Raw genomic sequence first — 15,311 nt, forward strand, 5'->3', positions numbered from 1 at the left:
GTCCGGGGGTGGGGACATGGCGAAGGAGCGGCGCGAGCGCGTCGTGATGATGTCGGTGGAGCAGCCGCTGTGGCGCGCGCTGACGGGCTATCGGGTGCTGACCACGGTCTACGCGAGTCTGCTGTTCGGATTTTCGTGGCAGAGGTTCCCGCACCCCTGGATAGCTGTCGCCTATCTGGCGCTGCTGGCCGCGTGGACGCTGGCCACCCTCCCCAGGGTGGCCAATGCCGCCAGTTGCACCAAGCGCTTTCTGGGCGCCGACCTGACGGTGGCGATCTCCGGCATCCTGCTCACGCCCGCGGCCGATTCGGCTTTCCGGGTCATGCACGGCGCCACGACGCTGCCGTCCATCTGGACCGCGGGCTCGGTGCTCGCCTTCGCCCTCAAGGGCGGATGGCGCTGGGCGGCCTTCGCGTCCTCCCTGGTGGCCGCCGCCGACATCATCGAGCGTGGCCGGCCGACCAGGGACACCCTGCACAACGTGCTGCTGGTCTGGATCGCCTCCATCGCGATCGGCTACATCGTGGAGGTCGCCCGCGCTTCCGAGCGCACCCTCGCCCGCGCCCTGGAGATCGAGGCGGCGACCCGGGAACGGGAGCGCCTGGCCCGCGGCATCCACGACAGCGTGCTCCAGGTCCTTGCCATGGTGCAGCGGCGCGGAGCCGAACTGGGCGGCGAGTCCGCCGAGCTGGGCCGGATGGCGGGGGAGCAGGAGATCGCCCTGCGCACCATGGTCTCCAGCGGCCTGGTGCCCACCGGGAGTACCGGTCCCTCCGACGGAGCGACCGCCGGGAACGAGCCGCACCGGGCGGGACCGTGCGATCTGCGGACCCTGCTCGCCCGCTATGCGGGATCGAGGGTGAGCTTCGCGGAACCGGGCACCCCGGTACTCCTCGACGCCGCGGCGGCGAGCGAGCTGACGGCCGCTGTCGGCGCTGCCCTGGACAATGTGCGCAGACACGCGGGAGACGACGCCCAGGCCTGGATCCTGGTCGAGGACGAACCGGACGAGGTGGTCGTGACCGTGCGGGACGACGGACCGGGCATCCCGGAAGGGCGGCTCGCGGTGGCCGAGGGGGAGGGCCGCCTCGGCGTCGCCCAGTCGATCCGCGGACGGCTGCGGGACCTGGGCGGCAGCGCCGAACTGATCTCGGTGCCCGGACAGGGCACGGAAGTAGAGCTGAAGGTCCCACGGGGGAAGGCAGGACACGCATGAGCGAGCAGCAGCCGGTCAGGGTGATGGTGGTCGACGACCACCCGATGTGGCGGGACGCGGTCGCCCGCGACCTGGCCGCCGCCGGGTTCGATGTCGTGGCCACCGCAGGCGACGGGCCGCAAGCGGTGCGCCGTGCCCGCGCGGTCACTCCCGACGTTCTGGTCCTCGACCTCAATCTGCCCGGGATGCCCGGCGTCCAGGTGTGCAAGGAGCTCGTCGGCGCCTACCCCGGGCTGCGCGTCCTGGTGCTCTCCGCGAGCGGTGAGCACGCCGATGTGCTGGAAGCCGTGAAGTCCGGTGCCACCGGCTACCTGCTGAAATCGGCCAGTACCCAGGAGCTGACCGAGGCGGTGCACAGCACCGCTGTCGGCGATCCGGTCTTCACCCCGGGCCTGGCCGGTCTGGTGCTCGGCGAGTACCGCAGGCTCGCGTCGGACCCCGCGCCGGCCGCGCCCGACGAGCCGACGGCCCCCCGGCTCACCGAGCGCGAGACCGAGGTGCTGCGGCTGGTCGCCAAGGGGCTGAGCTACAAGCAGATCGCCGAGCGCCTGGTCATCTCGCACCGGACCGTCCAGAACCATGTGCAGAACACCCTCGGAAAGCTTCAGCTGCACAACCGCGTCGAGCTGGTCAGATATGCCATCGAGCGCGGCCTGGACGACGCCTGATCCACAACTCACCGCTCCTGGAAGGGAATTGGCCTTCCGCTCGGTCTCCTGGTGACCTGGGTCACCGTAGCGTGGTCGTCATGGCTTCTTCCACTGCGAAGGGACGTGGTTCCATGCGGGTCGGAGTACTGACCGGGGGCGGCGACTGCCCCGGTCTCAACGCGGTCATCAGGGCTGTGGTCCGCAAGGGCGTACAGCGTTACGGCTACGAGTTCACCGGATTCAGGGACGGCTGGCGCGGTCCCCTCGAAGGCGACACCGTCAGGCTCGACATCCCCGCTGTGCGCGGCATCCTCCCCCGGGGCGGCACCATCCTCGGTTCGTCACGCACCAATCCCTTCCGGACCGGTGACGGCGTCCGCCGGGTCAAGGAGAACCTCGCCGCCCATGAGGTCGACGCGCTGATCGTGATCGGCGGCGAGGACACGCTCGGGGTGGCGGCCCGTCTCTGGGACGAGCACGGGATTCCCTGCGTCGGCGTACCCAAGACCATCGACAACGACCTGTCGGCCACCGACTACACCTTCGGATTCGATACCGCGGTCGGGATCGCCACCGAAGCCATCGACCGTCTCCACACGACCGCCGAATCGCATATGCGGGTTCTCGTGGTCGAGGTGATGGGCCGGCACGCGGGCTGGATAGCCCTCCACTCCGGGCTGGCCGGGGGTGCCAACGTGATCCTCATCCCCGAGCAGCGCTTCGACATCGACCAGGTCTGTGCCTGGGTGACCTCCCGCTTCAAGGCGTCGTACGCACCGATCGTGGTCGTCGCCGAGGGCGCGATGCCCAAGGACGGGGACGCGGTACTGAAGGACGGCACCCTCGACTCGTTCGGCCACGCCCGGCTGTCCGGGGTCGGCGAGTGGCTTGCCACCGAGATCGAGAAACGCACCGGAAAGGAGGCCCGCACGACCGTCCTGGGCCATGTCCAGCGCGGTGGTACCCCCAGTGCGTTCGACCGCTGGCTGGCCACCAGATTCGGGCTGCACGCGATCGATGCGGTGAGGGAGGCGGACTTCGGAGCGATGGTGGCGCTGCGCGGTACCGACATCGTGCGCGTGCCGATCGCGGTCGCGACGGCGCAACTCAAGACGGTGGATCCCGGGCAGTACACGGAGGCGGGTGTCTTCTTCGGCTGACGCGGCATCGAGCACCGGCGTCCCGCAGCCGCTGGTGAACGGCTGTGCGGCGCTCCGCCGGCTGACCCCGGCCGGAATGCCGCACCAAGGAGTCCGTCCAGCCCCGGTCCGATCGGCCGGCCTCGGGGAGGACCACTGCTTCACCACCGACCGGAACCTCACCGGCCCGGCCCGCGGTCCACCCGCTGCCGGGCCGGTGAGGCGTGTGACCCCCTGGCCACATGACCGGCCGGACAGCACATGACCGCCTGGCCTCAGGCCCGGGAGGCCGGTGCGGCGAGCTCGGCCAGGTGGTCCAGCGAGTCGGTGAGATGCCCGGGGCCGAACGGCGGGAACCGGATGCCGCGCTCGCGGATGAACTGCGGCACCGCCGACCAGTCGTAGGTGAGCGTGACCTCGGTCTCGGACGGACCGGCCGGCGCCAGGTCGTAACGCCAGATCCAGCCTCCGAACTCCAGGTCACCGTCGTCCTTCTCCCGCCCCGTCAGCCAGCCGATGGCGCGAGGCGGGTCGAACACCTGGACCTTGTTGACCGTGCGGTAGTCACCGTCCGGATGCCTGGCGTGATACATGGCCATCCGGAAAATCTGCCCCGCCTCGGTCAGTGGTTCCCGGTCGAGGGTTTCCCGCACCCAGCCGGTGCCGTCGATCGCCGCATGGGTCGTCGGGTCAGCCAGCACCGCGAACACCCTCGCGGCGGGCACGGTGAAAGTTCGGGTGGCGCTCACGTTCTCCTGGTCCACGGTGTCCACGCTCCTTGTCATCTCGTCCCGGGCCCCCCGCCGGCGCGGGAGGGGACGTTCCCACCCTGCAGACGACCCGGTCAGGCGGAACTCATCGGTCGTGCGGGCATGACCCGCACCCATGCCACCGCCACCCGAGGGGGTTCTCGATGGCCGCACCACCGTGTCGATCGTGGCACGGAGCATCCCTGGGGCTGTGACCTGGGATTTTGGGTGCCGCCCGGTGTAACGCGACGATCGCCTCCGGCGAGCCGGGGGCAGCGATGTCCGTCATGATCTTTGCGGCACGCGCCGGGCCGCCGGAAGTTCCGCGGGGCCTGCACTCCCGGCCCCCGGCCCCGCGGCGTGCTCCCGCCCCGGATCACGCCCGGCGCGCGGGCCGCGATGCAGGAGAGACGCTCCGGTCGAGTACCCCGGCCAGCAGCTCGGCCACGATGGTGGTCCCGTCCATCGTCAGCACGGACTCGGGATGGAACTGCACCCCGGCGAATCCCGGCCCCCGCACCGCATGGACCTCACCGCTCACCGCGTCACGGCTCACCTCGATCCGGTGCATCGCCAGCTCCGCCGCCACCTGGTCGTCGCACCGCGCGGTGTACGAGTTGTAGAAGCCCACCGTCTCCTGCCGCCCGAAGAAGTCGATCCGCTCCTGGGCACCCTGGTGCGGGACCTCCTTGCGGACGATGTCCAGGCCCAGCTCGGCCGACAGCAGCTCATGGCCCAGGCAGACCCCGAACAGGCCGTGCCGGTGATCACGCAGCAGTTCCGCGGTGAGGCCGCGAAGGAGCCGCATCCTGGGATCGCCCCCCTCGCTCGGGTTGCCGGGACCCGGGCCGATCACCACCGGTCCCCGATGGGCGCGCAGCGCGTCCCGCAGACCGGGCTCGTCGTAGCGGCACACGGTCACCTCCAGGCCGGATGCGCGCAGCAGGTGGGCCAGCATCGAGGTGAAGGTGTCCTCCGCATCCACCACCAGGGCGTGCCCCGCCAGGGTGGCGGCATCCGATGGGGCCCCGTCCCGCATCCTCAGCCAGAACGGCGCCAGGCCGGTGCGGCGGGATTCCAGGGCGGCCCGCACCCGCGGATCGTCGGCGAGCCCCGGACTCCCGGCGGCGGGCAGCGTCCGACCGGGCCGTACTCCGAGCGCCGCGAGCACCCCCGCCGCCTTGGCGTGGGTCTCGGCGACCTCGCCCGCCGGGTCCGAGTGGCGTACGAGCGTCGCGCCGACGGGCACCCGCAGTCCGCCGTCGGCCGCGATGTCGGCGGTGCGGATCAGGATCGGCGAGTCCAGTGTCCTGGCCCCGCCGGGGTCCCGGCCGATGAGGGCCAGCGCCCCCGCGTAGTACCCGCGCCCGCCCGCCTCGTACCGCTCGATGACCCGGCAGGCGTTCTGCACGGGTGAGCCCGTGACGGTCGCGGCGAACATCGTCTCCTTCAGGACCTCACGCACGTCCAGCGAACTGCGGCCCCGCAACTCGTACTCGGTGTGGGCCAGATGGGCCATCTCCTTGAGCCGCGGCCCGACGACGACGCCGCCCATGTCGCCGACGGTGCACATCATCTTGAGTTCCTCGTCGACCACCATGGACAGTTCCTCGGTCTCCTTGCGGTCGCCGAGGAAGTCCAGCAGCGCCTCCGTGGTCGGCCCCTCCGGCGGGTAGCGGAAGGTGCCGCTGATCGGGTTCATCACCACGGTCCCGCCGGACATCCGGACATGCACCTCGGGGCTGGCGCCGACGAGAGTGCGCCCGCCCGTCCCCTGCGCCAGCCCGCCGGGACCGGGAGGCTCGTGACCACTCTGCTCCCCGGTGTGCACGACGAAGGTCCAGTACGCACCCCGTTCGCCGGCGAGCAACCGCCGGAACAGGGCGAGCGCGTCCGCCCGGCCGAAGCCGGGGATGCTGCCCGTGTAGGTGCGCCGGATGACGAAATTGGCCCCTTCGCCCTGCCCGATCTCGTCCTCGACCACCCGCCGCACCATGTCCTCGTAGGTGTCGTCGGACACATCGAAACCGCCGTCCTCGACCCGTACGGCGTGCCGGGGCAAGGTGTCGAGCACTTCTTCGAGCGGCAGCTCGTACGTCTCGTCGGCGACCAGGACCGTCAGCGGCGTCCCGTCGTCGCGTACGTCGAAGCCCCGTTCCCTGATCTGCCGGAACGGCACCATCGCCAGCACCGGGCGGTCGCCGTCCGCCGGGATGTCCGCGAGCCGCTCGACCTCGCGGATCTCGCCGATCAGCAGTTCGACGATGTCGTGATCATGGCCAGGGGTGCGCCGGCGCAGCAGCGCGAAGGGCCGGTGGTCGTCCAGCAGTCCGCTGATGAGCATCGGGGTGTTCCTTCCGGATGTCCCGGGAGACCCCGGGAACGGGTGGAGAGGAACGGCCCGCGGAAACACGGAAGGCCGCCCCTCGGGCGGCCTTCGCTTCGTTTGTGCGCGCGATGTCAGTGGGCCGCCGGATGAGCGGTCCACCACCAGTTTCGAGTCGTCGTCGCGAACATGGACAGGACTGTAGCCGATCGACCGCTCTCCGGGCAGGTGTCTCATTTCGTGGGCGGGGCGCCAGGCGCACCGCGCGAACCCGTAGTGTTGGGCGGGTGACCGTGAACGTGAACACCTGGCAAGACCTTCCCGCGGCGCAGCAGCCCGAGTACCCGGATGCCGAGGCCCTGCGCGACGCCCTCGCGGACCTCCAGTCCTATCCGCCGCTCGTCTTCGCCGGCGAGTGCGACCAGCTGCGCGACCGCCTGGGGGCCGTGGCCAGGGGCGAGGCGTTCCTGCTGCAGGGCGGCGACTGCGCCGAGGCCTTCGACGCGGTGTCCGCCGAGCACATCCGGGCGAAGCTGAAGACACTTCTGCAGATGAGCGCGGTGCTCACCTACGCCGCCTCCGTGCCGGTGGTCAAGGTCGGCCGGATCGCCGGGCAGTACTCCAAGCCGCGCTCGAAGGGCACCGAGACCCGCGACGGCGTGACCCTGCCGACGTACCGCGGCGACTCGGTCAACGGCTTCGACTTCGACGAGAAGTCCCGGGTCCCGGACCCGGACCGGCTGAAGCGGATGTACCACGCGTCCGCCTCGACGCTGAATCTGGTCCGCGCGTTCACCACCGGCGGCTACGCAGACCTGCGCCAGGTGCACGCCTGGAACCAGGACTTCGTGAAGTCTTCGCCGTCCGGGCAGCGATACGAACAGCTCGCCCGCGAGATCGACAGCGCGCTCAACTTCATGAAGGCCTGCGGCACCGACCCGGCGGAGTTCCGCGCGGTGGAGTTCTACGCCTCGCACGAGGCGCTGCTGCTCGACTACGAATCGGCGCTGACCCGTACCGACTCGCGCACCGGCAAGCTCTACGACACGTCCGGCCACATGGTCTGGGTCGGCGAGCGCACCCGGCAGCTCGACCACGCGCACATCGAGTTCGCCGCGCAGATCCGCAATCCGATCGGCGTGAAGCTCGGCCCCACGACCACTCCGGAGGAAGCGCTCAGCTACATCGAGCGGCTCGACCCGGACCGTGAGCCGGGCCGGCTGACCTTCATCGTCCGCATGGGCGCGGACAAGGTCCGCGACAGGCTGCCGGACCTGGTCGAGAAGGTCACCGCGTCCGGTGCCCAGGTCGTCTGGGTCACGGACCCGATGCACGGCAACACCTTCGAGGCCGCGTCCGGCCACAAGACGCGCCGTTTCGACGATGTGCTCGACGAGGTCAAGGGCTTCTTCGAGGTGCACAAGAGCCTCGGCACCCACCCGGGCGGTATCCATGTCGAGCTGACCGGTGACGACGTCACCGAGTGCGTCGGCGGCGGTGACGAGATCTTCGTCGACGATCTGCACCAGCGCTACGAGACGGCCTGCGACCCGCGGCTCAACCGCAGTCAGTCTCTCGACCTGGCGTTCCTGGTGGCGGAGATGTACCGCGACCAGTAGCGGGCGGCCGTATTCCGGCGAGACCGTACAGCAGGAGCCGTGGGGCACGGATCACAGCGATCCGGACCCCGCGGCTCTTTTGCGATACCAGGCCTCCGGGTAAGGTTAGGTTAGCCTCACCGATTAATCGGGGCGGCGAAACGTCAGCGACCCCGTTCGGGAGGTGAACCCGCGTGTATGTCTGCTCATGCTTCGGAGTGACCGAAAAGCAGATCAAGGAGCACGCGGACGCCGGTGCCTGCACCCCCCGCCGGATAGCGTCGGCCTGCAAGGCGGGCACCGACTGCGGTGGCTGTGTGCGCAGGATCCAGGCGCTGCTCGGCCGCGGGGACTGCCCCAGCCGCGGGCTGCTCGACCAGGGGATGCCCGCGCTGGCATCGCTGACCGGTGAGACGCCCGGGCTCCCGGAGATCCCCGAGGCGGCCTGAGCGCCGTCGTCGTGCACCCGCCAGGAATGTCGGGGCGGCGCCCGGCGCGTGTCCGCTAGCTGTCCGGCTGCTCGATGAGCTGGGCGATGTAGAGCGGCTCCCCGAGTTTCTCGACCAGCTCGAGCTGGGTGTCGAGATAGTCGATGTGATGCTCCTCGTCCGCCAGGATCGCCTCGAAGATGTTCGCGGATGTGATGTCGCCCTTGTTCCGCATGATCTCGATCCCGCGCCTGAGGCGGTCGATGGCCTCGACCTCGACCTGCCGGTCGGCCTGGAACATCTCGGTGACCGTCTGGCCCACCCGGACATGGAAGAGCCGCTGGTAGTTCGGCAGGCCCTCCAGGAACAGGAGCCGGTCGGTGAGGATCTCGGCGTGCTTCATCTCGTCGAACGACTCGGACCGGGTGTATTTCGCGAGCTTGGTCCAGCCGAAGTTCTCCTGCATCTTCGCGTGCAGGAAGTACTGGTTGATCGCTGTGAGTTCGGCGGTCAGCTGCTCGTTGAGAAACTCGATGACCTCGGGATCGCCCTGCATTGCAGAGGCTCCTTCCAGGCGTGTATCCGGGCAGATTCCGCGAATCCTCGCATCGCCCACGGGGGGCGTCCAGTAAGTAGAGGCTTAGTAGGAGTTGCCCGGGTGGTGCATAGCTGGTCATGACCACCCTGCCCGGTCTGTCACCATGGACACATGGGTCAGCCGGAAAGCCGGGAGCAGCAGGGAGCGGCGCAGTCCGACCTTCCGCCGGGCCAGCGGCTCCAGCGCGGCTGGCCGGTCACCCACTACGGGCCGGTCCCCAAGTTCAAGCCGGACCGGTGGGAGTTCCGGGTTTTCGGCGCCACCGCCGACGGGGACAAGCACTGCTGGAATCACGAGGAGTTCTCGGCGCTGCCGTTCTCCACCGTGGTCGCGGACCTGCACTGCGTCACGAAATTCTCCATGCTCGGGGCCGAATGGGGTGGGGTGCTCGCCCGTACGGTCGTGGAGCTCGCACCGCCCGCGCCCCATGTCACCCACGTCATGGTCTGGGCCGAGTACGGCTACAGCGCCAATCTGCGGCTCGCCGACTTCACCGAGGGCCACACCCTCTTCGCCACCCACAAGGCCGGTGAACTCCTCACCGCAGAGCACGGCTTTCCGCTGCGCCTCGTCGTGCCCCATCTGTACGCCTGGAAGGGCCCCAAGTGGGTCCGCGGTATCGAGTACATGAGCGCGGACCGCAGGGGTTTCTGGGAGGAGCGCGGCTACCACAATCTCGGCGACCCCTGGCGTGAGCAGCGCTACTCGTACCAGGAGGGGCCGGGCGACGGCCCCGAGCTCTGAGGCTCGGTGTGCCGGACGTCAGTGGTGGTACCGGTGCACCACCGCATGGCCCCTGCCGCGACCGATCATCCATTTGTTGACCGGGGTCGCCGCCACGAAGGCGAGGGCGAGTGAGGCCACCAGCGAGGTCCAGAACAGCGGATCGGAGAGGCCGGCGCTCATGGCGCTGGGCCAGAGGACGATCACACCGTTGTCGATCAGCTCCATCACCGCGATGGAGAGTGTGTCGGCGGCGAGGGCGACGCGGACCGCGGACCTGAATCCGACGCCCGCCGCGAGCACCGAGCGCAGCGTGAGTGAGTAGCCGAAGAAGAACGCCAGCGCGATCGCGACGACAGTGGTCGGGGCGTTGCCCCAGCCGAAGGCCGTGCCGATCACCATGCCGAGCACTTCGCCGATGGCGCAGCCGGTGAGGCAGTGCAGGGTGGCCCGGACGGCCGTGGGCCAGTCGGCGCCGCCGTCACCGTGGACGGTGTGCCCATGCTGCCCGTGCTGCTCATGTGTGTCCCGCATGAAGACCCCCGGTCGCGTGACGGAGACTGTCCACTGGAGAACGCTATACCCCCAAGGGGTATTCCAGCGGAGAACCGTCAGTTGCGGAGCGCCTTCAGACGGCGCACATCCGCGCGATGTCCTTCCTTGCCGCCCGGGGTCTCGATCACCAGCGGGACACCTTCGGTCGCCGGATGCGACAGCAGCTCCCTGAACGGCTCTTCCCCTATGTGGCCGGCGCCGATGTTCTCGTGGCGGTCCTTGTGGGCGCCGGCTGCCTCCTTGGAGTCATTGGCGTGGATCAGCTTCAGCCGGCCTTCACCGACGGTCCCCACGAGCAGATCAAGGGTCTGCTTCATTCCTCCGGGCCCGGCGAGATCGTGGCCGGCGGCGAAGACATGGCAGGTGTCCAGACAGACGCCGAGCTTCGGGTGCGAGTCGAGTGCGTCGAAGTAGGGGCCGAAGTCCCAGGTCCGTGAGCAGAGCGACGAGCCCTGGCCCGCGGTGGACTCCAGCAGCAGGAACGGGTCGTCGTCATGGGTGAGCTCGTCGAGCAGCGGCAGCAGATGCGTACGGACCTGAGCCAGCGCTTCGGCACGCGGTCGGCCACCGGTCGCCGACCCGGTGTGCACCACGACACCGAGCGCTCCGGTCTGCCGGGCGCGGCGCAGCGAGTGGCGCAGGGAGTCCACCGACCGTTCCACGGTTGCCGCCGTGTGCGAGCCGAAGTTGATCAGATAGGGGGCGTGTACATAGGCCGCGACCGACTCTTCGGCACACTCCTTGCGGAACTGCTCGTCCTGGGCCGGATCCCCCGCGGGCGTCGCCCAGCCGCGCGGATTGGCCACGAAGATCTGGACCGCCTCCGCGCCGAGTTCACGTGCGTAGGGCAGTCCGGTTCTGGCCAGGCCGCCGGCCACGGGGACATGACCACCGATGGGGTTGCGCACGTGCGTTCAGAGTCCCTTGGTCGTGATGGTGATGGTGCTGCCCTCGGGAGCCCGGTCGCCGCCCGCCACGGACTGGCTCTCGACGGTGTCGCTGAAGGAGAGGAACGGCCGGTCGACATGGACCTCGAAGCCCTTGCCGGTCAGCGCCTTCTTCGCGTCGTCGACACTGCGGCCCGTCACATCGGGTACGCCGATCATCCGCGGGCCCTTGGACACGGTCAGCGTGACCGTGTCGCCCTCTTCGGCCCTGGAGCCCGCGGCCACCGACTGCTTGGCGACGTTCCCCGCGTCCTCGGAGGAGTTGATCTGCTGCTGCGCGATCCTGACCTTCAGATTCTGGTCCTCGAGGTCGGCCTTGGCGTCGTCGGCCGACTCGCCTGTGACGTCGGGCACGTCCACCGGGGCTCCCTTGGACACGACCAGCGCGACCGCCGAGTCCGCATGGCGCTCCGTGCCGGACGCGGGATCCGTACGGATCACCCTGCCCCGGCCGATGTCGTCACTGAACTCCCTTGTCACCATGCCGGCGCCCAGACCCGCCCTGCTCAGGTCACGTTTCGCCTCGGCCAGCTGTTTGCCGGCGACCTGCGGGACCTTCACCATCTCGGGGCCGCGGGACACGACCAGGGTCACCGCTCCGTTGTCGCGGATGCGGGCACCTGACCGGGGGTCGCTGTTCATCACGGTGCCGCGCGCGAAGGAGTCGCTGAACTTGCGCTGCGTTCCCTTCACATCGAGACCGGCCGCGGAGAGCCGGGACTTCGCCGTCCTCTCGGTCTGCCCGAGGACCGAGGGCACCCGGGTGAACTGCCCGGAGTTGATGTACCAGACACCGGCGCCGACACCCAGTACGAGCAGCACGGCGACGACCGATGCGATCAGCCCGCGGCTCGCCCGCCGAGTGCGGCGCGGGGGTGAGCGGTGGGATTCCGGCTGCGGTGCGGGCATCTCGAGCCTGCTGGTCCGGTTGACCGAGGCGGAGGGAAGCACCCGGGGGATCACGTTGGTGCGGTCCTCGGAGCCGCCGGGCGTCCTCTCGGCGGCCTCGTCCTCCAGCGCCTGCGGCGGCACCGCGTCGAGCTGCCGGTCGCTGAGTGCGGCGCGGCTCTCGCGTACCTGCCGGAGAAGCGCCACGGCGTCGTGCGGCCTTGCGCCGGGGGTACGGGCGGTAGCGCTCGCCACCAGCTCGTCCAGCCCCGCGGCAAGCCCGGGGACCACCGCGGACGGCGCCGGTACGCCGTCGTTGAGGTGCTGGTAGAGGACCTGTGCGGGGGTCTCGCCCGAATGCGGCTTGGCGCCGGTCAGCATCTCGTAGAGGACCACACCGCAGGCGTAGACATCGGCGCGGGTGTCGGCGGTGCCGTGCTCGATCTGCTCGGGGGCGAGATAGGAAACGGTGCCCATGATGGTCCCGGTGCTGTTGGTCTCGGTGTCCACTGCACGCACCAGGCCGAAGTCGGCCACCTTGACCCGGCCGTCGTCCCCTATCAGGACGTTCTCCGGCTTCATGTCGCGATGGACGAACCCGGCGCGGTGTGCGGCACCGAGAGCGGCCAGCACGGGCTCCAGGATGTCGAGGGCGGCGCGGGGGCGAAGGGCGCCGCGCTCGCGCAGCACATCACGCAGGGTGCACCCCGCGACGTACTCCATCGCGAGATACACGTACGCGCCGTCCGCGCCCTGGTCGAACATGCCGACCACATTGGGGTGGTCGAGCCGGGCGACGGACTTGGCCTCCCGGATGAAGCGCTCCACGAAAGTGGCGTCGACGGCCAGCGCCGGATGCATCACCTTGAGGGCGAGCACGCGGTCCAGCCGGGTGTCGACGGCCCGGTAGACCGTGGCCATGCCACCGACGGCGATGCGCGCCTCCACCCGGTAGCGGCCGTCGAGCAGCTGCCCGACGAGAGGGTCCTTGACGGTCGTATCCACGCAGGCGAGTGTACGAGCCGCAGGCGACAGGCAGGGAACGGCCGGATGCGCTGGTGCGGGACTGAAGCCGAGCTGTGACAGGTCCGGGGCGGGGCAGGCCCTCTGACGGCACCTGATCTCCGCCCGGCGCAGGACTGACGACGCACCGGGCCCCGGCCGCCGCGTCAGAACGCCGGCCGCTCCGGATCCAGGGCGGCCCGTCCCCCGACGGGTGAGGAGGCGCGGGCGAAGTGCCGCCGGGGGATCCGTCCCGCGCGGTACGCCAGCCGTCCCCCCTCCACTCCGTGCCGCATAGCCCCGGCCATCAGCTCCGGCTCCTGCGCCCTGGTCACCGCCGACGCCAGCATCACGGCGGCGCAGCCCAGTTCCATCGCCAGCGTGGCATCCGAAGCGGTGCCGGCGCCCGCGTCCAGGACGACCGGCACCCCCGCCTGCTCGACGATCAGCTGGAAGTTGTGCGGATTGCGGATTCCGAGCCCGGAGCCGATGGGGGAGCCGAGGGGCATGATCGCCGCACAGCCCACGTCCTCGAGCCGCCGGGCGAGCACCGGATCGTCGTTGGTGTACGGCAGCACGGTGAAGCCGTCGTCGACCAGCGTCTCGGCCGCGTCGAGGAGTTCGACCGGGTCGGGAAGCAGGGTGTGTTCGTCGGCGACCACCTCCAGCTTGATCCAGTCGGTGCCGAGCGCCTCTCGGGCCAGCCGCGCGGTCAGTACGGCCTCGCCCGCCGTGAAGCAACCCGCGGTGTTCGGCAGGACCCGGATGGAGAGCCGGTCGAGCACGGAGAGGACCGAGCCCTGGACGGTCGGATCGAGCCGGCGCATGGCGACCGTGGTGAGTTCGGTCCCCGACGCGATCAGGGAGCGTTCCAGTACGTCGAGACTGGGCGCACCGCCCGTCCCCATGATCAGCCGGGACGAGAAGGTGGATCCGCCTATGGTCAGAAGATCGTCGGCCATGCCGGTCAGCCTCCCTGGACCGCTGTGAGAATCTCCACCCTGTCACCCTCACCGAGCCGGGTCGCGGGCCACTGCCCGCGCGGCACGACCGCCTCGTTGAGCGCGGCCGCGACACCCGTCGGCGCCCCGGTCAGCGTCGCGACCAGCAGATCGAGGGTGGTGCCCGGGGCGACGTGGTGCTCCGCGCCGTTCACGGAGACCGGCACGGAGCTGTTCACGGTGGTCATACGGGCTGCTCCTGTCGTAGGGGCGAGAAGCGCAGGGGCGAGAAGGGACGGGCCTCGGCCGGCAGGTCCCCGGTGGCGAGCAGCTCGGCCATCACATCTCCGGTGACAGGGGTGAGCAGGACGCCGTTGCGGTGGTGGCCGGTGGCCAGGTGCAGGCCGGGCAGAGCGGTGGGGCCCAGCAGCGGGGCGTTGTCGGGGGACGCGGGGCGAAGACCCGCGCGGGTCTCGGTGAGCGGCAGTTCGGTGATGCCAGGCACCAGTTCATGGGCGTCACGCAGCAGCTGGTACACCCCGCCCGCGGTGACCGTGGTGTCCCAGCCGAGCTCCTCGCTGGTCGCGCCGATGACGAGTTCACCGTTCTCGCGCGGGACGAGATACACGTCGCTGCCGCGCACCACCGCGCGCACGGTCCGGCTGAGGAAGGGCGCGTAGGCGCCCGGCACGGTGAGCCGCAGCACCTGACCCTTCACCGGGCGGACCGGCGGCAGGACATCCCCCGGCACCCCGGCGAGCCTGCCGCTGAGGCTGCCCGCGGCCACCACCACCTGGCCGGCGCCGAGCACCGCTCCGTCCTCGAGCTCGGCGCCGGTGGCCCGGTCGTCCGACACCCTGAGCCGTTCCACCCTGCTCCGGCGGAAGCCGACACCGGCCCGCTCACAGGCCGTCACCAGAGCTTTCGCCAGGCGCCGCGGATCGACCTGATGGTCGCCCTCGACCCGCAGCCCGCCGCGTACCCCCGGCGCGAGCATCGGCTCGAGGCGCCGGCACTCCCGTCCGGTGAGCCACTCCGACTCCAGCCCCGAACGCTGTTGCAGAGCGTGCAGTTCACGCAGGTGCGCCCGGTCGTCGGCATCGAGTGCGACGGCGAGCGTTCCGCAGGTGCGGTAACCGAGCTCCTGGCCGGACGCCTCCGTCAGCTCGGCGGCGAACGCCGGATAGCGGCGGGCCGATTCCAGATTGAGACCGAGCAGCATCTGCTCGCCGTAGTGCAGTTCGGTGACGGCGGCGAGCATCCCGGCGGCGACCTGCGCCGCCCCGCCGCCCGGTTCCGGGTCGACCACGATGGTGCGCAGGCCGCGCTGCGCCGAGCGCCAGGCGGTGACAAGACCGATGATCCCGCCTCCGACGATCAGGACGTCCGGAGATCTGTCCGTGTGCATGGGCGTCCAGCCCCTCCCTTCGCCGGCATGACCCGGATCAGGTTCGTACGGTCGGAGGCCGTTTCAGCCCCCCTCTCAGCCCGGTGCGTCCGGACTCCCGCGAGTGGTTTAGCTTGGCCAGCCTAACCCCAGGTTTCTTCCGG

General features: G+C 70.2%; 16 protein-coding genes and 1 riboswitch. Of the genes, 6 read left to right on the forward strand and 10 right to left on the reverse strand.

The window, feature by feature from the left end; translation table 11 throughout:
• Window positions 1–16: 16 nt before the first annotated feature.
• From macS to OHS16_RS23585, 3 genes are all read left to right on the forward strand, one after another.
• Window positions 17–1,216 (forward strand): MacS family sensor histidine kinase, encoded by a 1,200-nt coding sequence (gene macS / locus OHS16_RS23575; RefSeq protein ID WP_328539233.1) that lies wholly within the window; start codon window positions 17–19, stop codon window positions 1,214–1,216.
• The gene (locus tag OHS16_RS23580) at window positions 1,213–1,884 is read left to right on the forward strand and encodes a response regulator transcription factor (protein WP_328539234.1); all 672 of its coding nucleotides are present in this window, start codon (window positions 1,213–1,215) and stop codon (window positions 1,882–1,884) included. The genes macS and OHS16_RS23580 overlap by 4 nt, the downstream gene beginning before the upstream one ends.
• Window positions 1,885–1,997: 113 nt before the next feature.
• Window positions 1,998–3,026 carry a 6-phosphofructokinase gene (locus OHS16_RS23585; RefSeq protein WP_328540960.1) on the forward strand — a complete coding sequence of 343 codons (1,029 nt, stop codon included), beginning with the start codon at window positions 1,998–2,000 and terminating at the stop codon, window positions 3,024–3,026.
• Between the two features lie 254 nt (window positions 3,027–3,280).
• Here OHS16_RS23585 and OHS16_RS23590 read toward each other — a convergent pair whose 3' ends face one another.
• The 3 genes from OHS16_RS23590 to OHS16_RS32165 all read right to left on the reverse strand — a co-directional run bounded on the left by OHS16_RS23590 (window position 3,281) and on the right by OHS16_RS32165 (window position 6,271).
• Window positions 3,281–3,769, reverse strand: a complete 489-nt coding sequence (locus tag OHS16_RS23590; protein ID WP_328539235.1) for an SRPBCC family protein — start codon at window positions 3,767–3,769, stop codon at window positions 3,281–3,283.
• Window positions 3,770–4,130: 361 nt separating this feature from the next.
• Entirely contained in the window at window positions 4,131–6,098 is a 1,968-nt protein-coding gene (locus OHS16_RS23595; protein WP_328539236.1) for an anthranilate synthase family protein, read from the reverse strand.
• A 116-nt stretch (window positions 6,099–6,214) separates the two neighbouring features.
• Window positions 6,215–6,271 (reverse strand): trp operon leader peptide, encoded by a 57-nt coding sequence (locus OHS16_RS32165; RefSeq protein ID WP_353961846.1) that lies wholly within the window; start codon window positions 6,269–6,271, stop codon window positions 6,215–6,217.
• Between the two features lie 96 nt (window positions 6,272–6,367).
• Between OHS16_RS32165 and OHS16_RS23600 the strand changes: the two genes are divergently transcribed.
• Window positions 6,368–7,699: a class II 3-deoxy-7-phosphoheptulonate synthase gene (locus OHS16_RS23600; protein WP_328539237.1), complete on the forward strand. Its 1,332-nt coding sequence runs from the start codon at window positions 6,368–6,370 to the stop codon at window positions 7,697–7,699.
• Window positions 7,700–7,896: 197 nt separating this feature from the next.
• The gene (locus OHS16_RS23605; RefSeq protein ID WP_443042683.1) at window positions 7,897–8,127 is read left to right on the forward strand and encodes a (2Fe-2S)-binding protein; all 231 of its coding nucleotides are present in this window, start codon (window positions 7,897–7,899) and stop codon (window positions 8,125–8,127) included.
• Between the two features lie 55 nt (window positions 8,128–8,182).
• On the opposite strand, the gene bfr is transcribed toward OHS16_RS23605, so the two are convergent.
• Window positions 8,183–8,662: a bacterioferritin gene (gene bfr / locus OHS16_RS23610; protein WP_328539239.1), complete on the reverse strand. Its 480-nt coding sequence runs from the start codon at window positions 8,660–8,662 to the stop codon at window positions 8,183–8,185.
• Window positions 8,663–8,815: 153 nt separating this feature from the next.
• On the opposite strand from bfr, the gene OHS16_RS23615 reads away from it, so the two are divergent.
• Window positions 8,816–9,448, forward strand: a complete 633-nt coding sequence (locus OHS16_RS23615; RefSeq protein ID WP_328539240.1) for a sulfite oxidase-like oxidoreductase — start codon at window positions 8,816–8,818, stop codon at window positions 9,446–9,448.
• 18 nt (window positions 9,449–9,466) lie between these two features.
• On the opposite strand, the gene OHS16_RS23620 is transcribed toward OHS16_RS23615, so the two are convergent.
• The 6 genes from OHS16_RS23620 to thiO form a co-directional block, all read right to left on the reverse strand.
• Window positions 9,467–9,961, reverse strand: coding sequence for a DUF4396 domain-containing protein (locus tag OHS16_RS23620; RefSeq protein WP_328539241.1), 495 nt, complete (start codon window positions 9,959–9,961; stop codon window positions 9,467–9,469).
• Between the two features lie 77 nt (window positions 9,962–10,038).
• Entirely contained in the window at window positions 10,039–10,890 is an 852-nt protein-coding gene (locus OHS16_RS23625) for a deoxyribonuclease IV (protein WP_328539242.1), read from the reverse strand.
• A gap of 6 nt (window positions 10,891–10,896) precedes the next feature.
• Window positions 10,897–12,822: a Stk1 family PASTA domain-containing Ser/Thr kinase gene (pknB, locus tag OHS16_RS23630; protein ID WP_328539243.1), complete on the reverse strand. Its 1,926-nt coding sequence runs from the start codon at window positions 12,820–12,822 to the stop codon at window positions 10,897–10,899.
• Window positions 12,823–12,986: 164 nt separating this feature from the next.
• Window positions 12,987–13,781 (reverse strand): thiazole synthase, encoded by a 795-nt coding sequence (locus OHS16_RS23635; protein WP_328539244.1) that lies wholly within the window; start codon window positions 13,779–13,781, stop codon window positions 12,987–12,989.
• 5 nt (window positions 13,782–13,786) lie between these two features.
• Window positions 13,787–14,008 carry a sulfur carrier protein ThiS gene (gene thiS / locus OHS16_RS23640; protein ID WP_328539245.1) on the reverse strand — a complete coding sequence of 74 codons (222 nt, stop codon included), beginning with the start codon at window positions 14,006–14,008 and terminating at the stop codon, window positions 13,787–13,789.
• Window positions 14,005–15,168 (reverse strand): glycine oxidase ThiO, encoded by a 1,164-nt coding sequence (gene thiO, locus OHS16_RS23645; RefSeq protein ID WP_328539246.1) that lies wholly within the window; start codon window positions 15,166–15,168, stop codon window positions 14,005–14,007. Before thiO ends, thiS begins: the two co-directional genes overlap by 4 nt.
• Window positions 15,166–15,279: riboswitch (TPP riboswitch) on the reverse strand. Its footprint overlaps the gene before it by 3 nt.
• Window positions 15,280–15,311: the final 32 nt, after the last annotated feature.

Origin of the sequence: Streptomyces sp. NBC_00344, assembly GCF_036088315.1 — a bacterium.
Taxonomy (GTDB): Bacteria; Actinomycetota; Actinomycetes; order Streptomycetales; family Streptomycetaceae; genus Streptomyces.

What these genes read in the sequence shown, in the direction of transcription:
- macS (WP_328539233.1), top strand. Translation starts at nt 17, where the DNA reads ATGGCGAAGGAGCGGCGCGAGCGCGTCGTGATGATGTCGGTGGAGCAG.
- OHS16_RS23580 (WP_328539234.1), top strand. Translation starts at nt 1,213, where the DNA reads ATGAGCGAGCAGCAGCCGGTCAGGGTGATGGTGGTCGACGACCACCCG.
- OHS16_RS23585 (WP_328540960.1), top strand. Translation starts at nt 1,998, where the DNA reads ATGCGGGTCGGAGTACTGACCGGGGGCGGCGACTGCCCCGGTCTCAAC.
- OHS16_RS23595 (WP_328539236.1), bottom strand. Translation starts at nt 6,098, where the DNA reads ATGCTCATCAGCGGACTGCTGGACGACCACCGGCCCTTCGCGCTGCTG.
- bfr (WP_328539239.1), bottom strand. Translation starts at nt 8,662, where the DNA reads ATGCAGGGCGATCCCGAGGTCATCGAGTTTCTCAACGAGCAGCTGACC.
- OHS16_RS23615 (WP_328539240.1), top strand. Translation starts at nt 8,816, where the DNA reads ATGGGTCAGCCGGAAAGCCGGGAGCAGCAGGGAGCGGCGCAGTCCGAC.
- OHS16_RS23620 (WP_328539241.1), bottom strand. Translation starts at nt 9,961, where the DNA reads ATGCGGGACACACATGAGCAGCACGGGCAGCATGGGCACACCGTCCAC.
- OHS16_RS23635 (WP_328539244.1), bottom strand. Translation starts at nt 13,781, where the DNA reads ATGGCCGACGATCTTCTGACCATAGGCGGATCCACCTTCTCGTCCCGG.
- thiS (WP_328539245.1), bottom strand. Translation starts at nt 14,008, where the DNA reads ATGACCACCGTGAACAGCTCCGTGCCGGTCTCCGTGAACGGCGCGGAG.
- thiO (WP_328539246.1), bottom strand. Translation starts at nt 15,168, where the DNA reads ATGCACACGGACAGATCTCCGGACGTCCTGATCGTCGGAGGCGGGATC.